Source organism: Microbacterium sp. 69-10, assembly GCF_001897945.1.
Classification (GTDB): domain Bacteria; phylum Actinomycetota; class Actinomycetes; order Actinomycetales; family Microbacteriaceae; genus Microbacterium.
In genome coordinates, this window is sequence record NZ_MKRT01000028.1 from 94,134 (window position 1) to 100,035 (window position 5,902).

The following is a 5,902-nucleotide window of genomic DNA, read 5'->3' on the forward strand; positions in this document are numbered from 1 at the left end:
ATTCGATTTCGAGGGAGTCGTCGACCCCGAGAAGCTGATGATCCTGGGAGCGGGGTGACCGGGATGCTGCGCACCCGCCGACTTCTGCTGCGGAACCAGCAGCCGACGGATGCCGAAGCACGGACGGGAGTGGACACGGAGCGGACACCATCACCGGGGATCGATGGGGGGGTTCCTGAAGCGCCAGGAGCTTCACTGACCTGACATAATGTGCATTATCGGTTATTACCTGATGATCGAGAGAGCGCCGAGAGGGGCTCCACGGCCGCGCCCCTGACGACTCAGCCCGCGAGCACCGTCGACGCGATCTGGACGAGCCGATGGTCGTGATTCTCCTCGTGCGCGGTGATGGTGACGACCGCATCATGCGCACGGTCGACGTACACGTACTGACCGTACAGACCGTCGAGTCGCCAGCCGTAACCTGGACCGGCCCATGCGGCGATGCCGTACTGCGACGAGTCGCCGTCCCAGCCCGTGCGCACCCAGTCGGCGTGCATCGCATCGATCCACTCGGCACCGACCAGCTGATCCCCGTGCCACGAACCTCGGTCGCGCAGCACACGGCCGATCCGGGCGAGCTCCTCGGTCCGCAGCTCGAGGCCGGTCCCGCCGATGATCCAGCCGAGTGGGCAACGATGCCATTGCGGGTTGTGAATCCCGAGCGGCTCGAACAGTCGCGGCATGAGCCAGTCGCGCACGTCGCCGACGACGGCGCCGAGCATGCGCATGGCGACGTAGGTGCTCGCATCGGAGTACTGATAGCCCTCGCCCGCCCCGAGCGAAGGACGACGGAGCATCTCCTGTGCGATGTCGGGCCAGGGCGCCTCCTGGCTGCCGAACCATGCGAAGTCGATGCCGCTCGTCATCGTGAGCAGATGCCGCAGCGTCACGTGCTCCACGCCGTCGCCGAGCTGCATCGTGTGCAGGAGCTCCGCGACGCGCGTGTCGAGCGTGAGGATCCCGGCATCGGCGGCCATCCCCGCTGCCAGCGCGCTGACCCCCTTGGACACGGAGTAGATGTTCACGCGGTCGTCGCTGCGCCAGCGATGCTGCGCCTCGTCGTCGCCGATGAGCACGTGCACGCCGTACGCGCCGAGCCCTTCGGCGTCGATCGCGCTCACGATTCGGTCCAGTGCAGTCGCCGCTGAAATCACTCGATGAGGCTAGCAACGAGCTCCGACATCGGCCCATGCACCTGAGGATCCCGGTCCTGTGGTTGCGCCCACTCCCCTGATCCGCGCGGATTGCTATAGCACCCGTGCGACCGCGATCAGATGCGCGCTCTGGTCACGGATCCCGGGAATCACGGATGCCGCCCGCGCGACGGTGAGCGCAGCATCCCGCACATCGGGATGCACATCCTCGACACTCTCCAGGAACAACCCTGCGGGTCCCTCGACGCCGATCACCTCGAGCACGTCCAGCCCGGCATCCGCGACCTCCGCATCGAGCTCCTCAGCGGTGTGGAAATGCCCGGCAGGAAACCGCAGCTGCGAACCGGGCGTTCCGTCTGCGATGAGAGCCGCCCACTCCCCCGGAATCGGGTTCGGCACCGGCCGCCCGAGAGACGCCGCCCCGAACGCGACATATCGTGAGAGTCCCGCGGCCAGCACGACGCCTCCTGCACGCACGACCCGGGCCGCTTCACGGAGCGCCCTGAGCCGCTCCTCGCGCGAGGCGAGGTGATAGAGCGGGCCCAGCAGGAGCGCCGCGTCGAAGGACCGATCCGAGTGCTCCAGTTGGCGAGCATCGCCTACGGAGGCCCGTACGCCGGCCGCCTGCGCCTGCTCGACGTGGCGAACCACAGGATCGATCATCTCCACCTCGTAGCCTGCGTCCATGAGAGCCCTGGAGTGGATTCCGGCAGCGCCGCCGATGTCGAGCACACGGCCGCCCTGGACATGAGCGCGGATGATCTCCTGCGTGCGCTGGAACTCCAGCGGGCCCTGCGCCGACCGGGTCGTCAGCCGGGCGTGCTCGTCGAAGACCTCGCCATAATACGTCTGGATGCGCGCGTCGAGGTCCTGCTGATCAGCGGATGCCATGCCGTCGAGGCTAGCCGTTCGGCGCGACCGAGCGAGCAGCTCGCGGTCGATGTCGGCCTTTCCGCGGGTGGTGCTAACGTGTTGCCTGGCAGACGTGAGGCGTGACGACCCTCGCGCCGGATCAGTTCCGGCAGACGGCTCCCGCGCGTGACGGCGTACCGACGAGAGGCCGGCGATTCACCGGCGAAGGTGTGGTGGCACCGCGATCTGGCCCCCGCCCACACCTCCAGGGCTCCATGCACCTGGAGGAATGATGAGCAGACCCCCCCGTACACTCGCCACCGAGCTCGGCACCGCCGCACCCGGGACGACAGTGACCCTGATGGGTCATGTCCATCGGCGTCGCATCCTGTCGTCCGTGACCTTCCTGGTGCTGCGCGACCGCTCTGGCCTCGCCCAGGTCGTGCTGCACCGCGATGCGGAGCATCCGGCCGACGTGCCACCGGAGGAGACCGTGGTCCGAGTCACGGGCATCGTGGCGGCGAACCCGCAGGCGCCGGGCGGAGCGGAGGTCGTCTCCCCGCGGATCGAGGTGCTCGGCGAACCGGCCGAGACGCCGCCCGTCGAGCTGTGGCGCCCGACGCTCACGGCCGGGCTGCCCGTCATCCTGGACAACGCCGCGGTGACGTGGCGTCATGCCACGCGCCGCGCCACCTGGGAGCTCGCAGCCGCCAGCCTGCGCGGCTTCCGCGAGACCCTGGACGCCGCAGGGTTCCGGGAGGTGCACTCCCCCAAGCTCGTCGAGTCGGCGACCGAGTCCGGTGCGGACGTGTTCGAGGTGGACTACTTCGGTCGCCCGGCCTTTCTGGCGCAGAGCCCCCAGTTCTTCAAGCAGCAGCTCGTCGGCGTGTTCGAGCGCGTCTACGAGATCGGTCCGGTGTTCCGCGCCGAGCCGCACGACACCGTGCGGCACCTGGCCGAATACCTCTCCCTGGATGTCGAGTTCGGGTTCATCGAGGACCACCGCGACGTGCTCGCCTGCCTGCGCGAGGTGCTCGCCGGCATGGTGTCGGCCATCACCTCGTATGCACCGGAGGCGGTCGACGTGCTGTCGCCCGCGATCCCGGTGGTGCCCGACAGCATCCCGGTCATCCACTTCCGCGACGCGCTGAGCCTCGTCGGCGCGCCGGAGGACGAGCCCGACCTCGCGCCGGAGCACGAACGGCAGCTGGGACGCTGGGCGCGCGACGAGCACGGCAGCGACTTCCTCGCGGTCGAGGGGTATCCGATGGCGAAGCGTCCGTTCTACACGCATCCGCAGCCGTCCGACCCGCGCTGGAGCAACAGCTTCGATCTGCTGTTCCGCGGCCTCGAACTGGTGACCGGCGGTCAGCGCCTGCACCGTCACTCCGACTACGTCTCCGCCCTCCGGGCGCGGGGCGAGGACCCGGACGACTACGCGGCGTACCTGCCTGCGTTCGCGCACGGAATCCCGCCGCACGGCGGCTTCGCGATCGGGCTCGAGCGATGGGTCGCCCGGCTCATCGAGGCGGGCAACGTCCGGGAGACGGCGCTCTTCCCGAGGGACATGCACCGGCTCGCGCCGTGATCGGGAGGGGACGGATGCCGGCATCCGTCCCCTCACCGTCAGGCGCCCACGTACGCCGCGAGGTGCTCCCCCGTGAGGGTTGCCCGCTCCGCGACGAGCGCAGAGGGGGTGCCTTCGAAGACGACGCGTCCGCCGTCGTGACCCGCACCGGGACCGATGTCGATGATCCAGTCGGCGTGGGCCATGACGGCCTGGTGGTGCTCGATGACGATGACGGTCTTCCCCGCATCCACCAGCCTGTCCAGCAGACCCAGGATCTGCTGCACGTCGGCGAGGTGCAGGCCCGTGGTTGGTTCGTCGAGGACGTAGACATCCCCCTTCTCCCCCATCTGGATCGCCAGCTTGACCCGCTGGCGTTCACCGCCGGACAGCGTCGACAACGGCTGGCCGAGCGTGAGATAGCCGAGGCCGACGTCCTCCAGCCTCCCCAGGACGCTCGCCACCGCCGGGATCTTCGTCTCGGCGGCCGTGAAGAACTCGCGCGCCTTCGCCACCGGCAGCTCCAGCACCTCGGTGATGTCCAGGCCGCCGAGCTTGTACTCGAGCACCGTGGCCTGGAAGCGCTTGCCGCCGCAGTCCTCGCAGGGCGTCTCGATCGTGTCCATGAACCCGAGCTCGGTGACGATCACGCCGGCACCCTTGCAGGTCGGGCAGGCGCCCTCGGAGTTCGCGCTGAACAGCGCGGGCTTGACCCCGTTCGCCTTGGCGAAGGCCTTGCGGATGGGCTCCAGCATGCCGGTGTACGTCGCAGGATTACTGCGTCGCGAGCCTCTGATCGCGCTCTGGTCGATCGCGACGACTCCCTCCCGCGGCGAGACCGAACCGTGGATGAGAGAGCTCTTGCCGGAGCCGGCGACCCCCGTGATGACCGTCAGCACCCCGGTCGGGATGTCGACGTCCACATTCTGCAGGTTGTTCGCGGTGGCTCCGCGCACCTCGATCGCGCCCGTCGCGCTGCGCACGGAGGACTTCAGCGACGCCCGGTCGTCGAGGTGACGACCCGTCAGCGTGCCGCTCGCCCGCAGCCCGTCCACCGTGCCCTCGAAGCAGATCTCGCCACCGCCCGCGCCCGCCCCGGGACCGAGATCGACGACGTGGTCGGCGATCTCGATGGTCTCCGGCTTGTGCTCGACGACCAGCACCGTGTTCCCCTTGTCGCGGAGTTCGCGAAGCAGGTTGTTCATGCGCTGGATGTCGTGCGGATGCAGCCCGATCGTCGGCTCGTCGAACACGTAGGTGACATCGGTGAGGGACGATCCGAGGTGACGCAGCAGCTTGATGCGCTGCGCCTCTCCCCCGCTCAGCGTCCCGGACGGACGATCCAGGCTCAGGTATCCGAGCCCCAGGGCGACGAAGGAGTCCAGGCTGGCGCTCAGGGCGGTCAGCAGCGGGCCCGCCTCGTCCAGATCCAGTCCGCGCACCCAGGCGGCGAGGTCGGTCACCTGCATCCGGCAGGCGTCCGCGATGCTCACCCCGGCGATCTTCGACGACCGCGCTCCCTCGGTGAGGCGGGTGCCGTCGCACTCCGGACAGGTGGCGAAGGTCGCGACCTGCTCGACGAAGCGCCGGATGTGCGGCTGCAGCGCGTCGAGGTCCTTGGAGAGCATGGACTTCGTGATCTTGGGGATGAGCCCCTCATAGGTGATGTTGATCCCGTTGATCTTGACCTTGGTCACCTCGCCGTAGAGGAAGAGTTGGCGCTGCTTCTCGGTGAACGACGCGATGGGCTTGTCGGACGGGTAGAAGCCCGAACCCGCGAACTGCTTGACCATCCACCCATCGGCCGTGTAGCCGGGAACCATGATCGCTCCGTCGTCCAGAGACTTCGACTCGTCGACCACCTGCGCCAGATCGATGTCCGACACCGCTCCCCTGCCCTCGCACCGCGGGCACATTCCGCCCAGATAGATCGCATCCTTCACGATCTTCTTCTCGCCGCCCGGCCCGGTCATGACCCCGCTGGCCTTCTGGGTCGGGATGTTGAACGAGAAGGCGGTGGGCCCGCCGATATAGGGCGTGCCGAGCTTGGAGAACAGGATGCGCAGCATCGCGTTGGCATCGGTCACGGTGCCGACGGTCGACCGCGGGTTGGCTCCGAGCCGTTCCTGGTCGACGATGATCGCGGTCGTCAGCCCCTCCAGCACATCCACGTCGGGACGCGGCACCGAGGGCATGAACCCCTGCACGAAGGCGCTGTAGGTCTCGTCGATCATCCGTCGCGACTCCGCGGCGATCGTGTCGAAGACCAGCGAGCTCTTGCCCGACCCGGACACGCCGGTGAACACGGTCAGCCGGCGCTTGGGAA

General features: G+C 68.5%; 4 protein-coding genes. 1 reads left to right on the forward strand and 3 read right to left on the reverse strand.

Annotated elements, in window-relative coordinates:
* Positions 1 to 281: 281 nt before the first annotated feature.
* Together BGN97_RS14900 and BGN97_RS14905 are read right to left on the reverse strand one after the other, a co-directional pair.
* Entirely contained in the window at positions 282 to 1,124 is an 843-nt protein-coding gene (locus tag BGN97_RS14900) for a serine hydrolase (protein ID WP_292703138.1), read from the reverse strand.
* A 126-nt stretch (positions 1,125 to 1,250) separates the two neighbouring features.
* Positions 1,251 to 2,048 (reverse strand): class I SAM-dependent methyltransferase, encoded by a 798-nt coding sequence (locus tag BGN97_RS14905; RefSeq protein ID WP_292703141.1) that lies wholly within the window; start codon positions 2,046 to 2,048, stop codon positions 1,251 to 1,253.
* A gap of 253 nt (positions 2,049 to 2,301) precedes the next feature.
* Here BGN97_RS14905 and aspS point away from each other — a divergent pair, with 253 nt between their 5' ends.
* Positions 2,302 to 3,597 (forward strand): aspartate--tRNA(Asn) ligase, encoded by a 1,296-nt coding sequence (aspS, locus tag BGN97_RS14910; protein WP_292703144.1) that lies wholly within the window; start codon positions 2,302 to 2,304, stop codon positions 3,595 to 3,597.
* 38 nt (positions 3,598 to 3,635) lie between these two features.
* On the opposite strand, the gene BGN97_RS14915 is transcribed toward aspS, so the two are convergent.
* Positions 3,636 to 5,902 (reverse strand): excinuclease ABC subunit UvrA (locus BGN97_RS14915; RefSeq protein WP_292703147.1); only part of this gene is annotated, 2,267 nt, incomplete at its 5' end.

Excerpts from the sequence above, each read along its gene's own strand:
- BGN97_RS14905 (WP_292703141.1), bottom strand. The coding sequence starts at position 2,048 with ATGGCATCCGCTGATCAGCAGGACCTCGACGCGCGCATCCAGACGTAT.
- aspS (WP_292703144.1), top strand. The coding sequence starts at position 2,302 with ATGAGCAGACCCCCCCGTACACTCGCCACCGAGCTCGGCACCGCCGCA.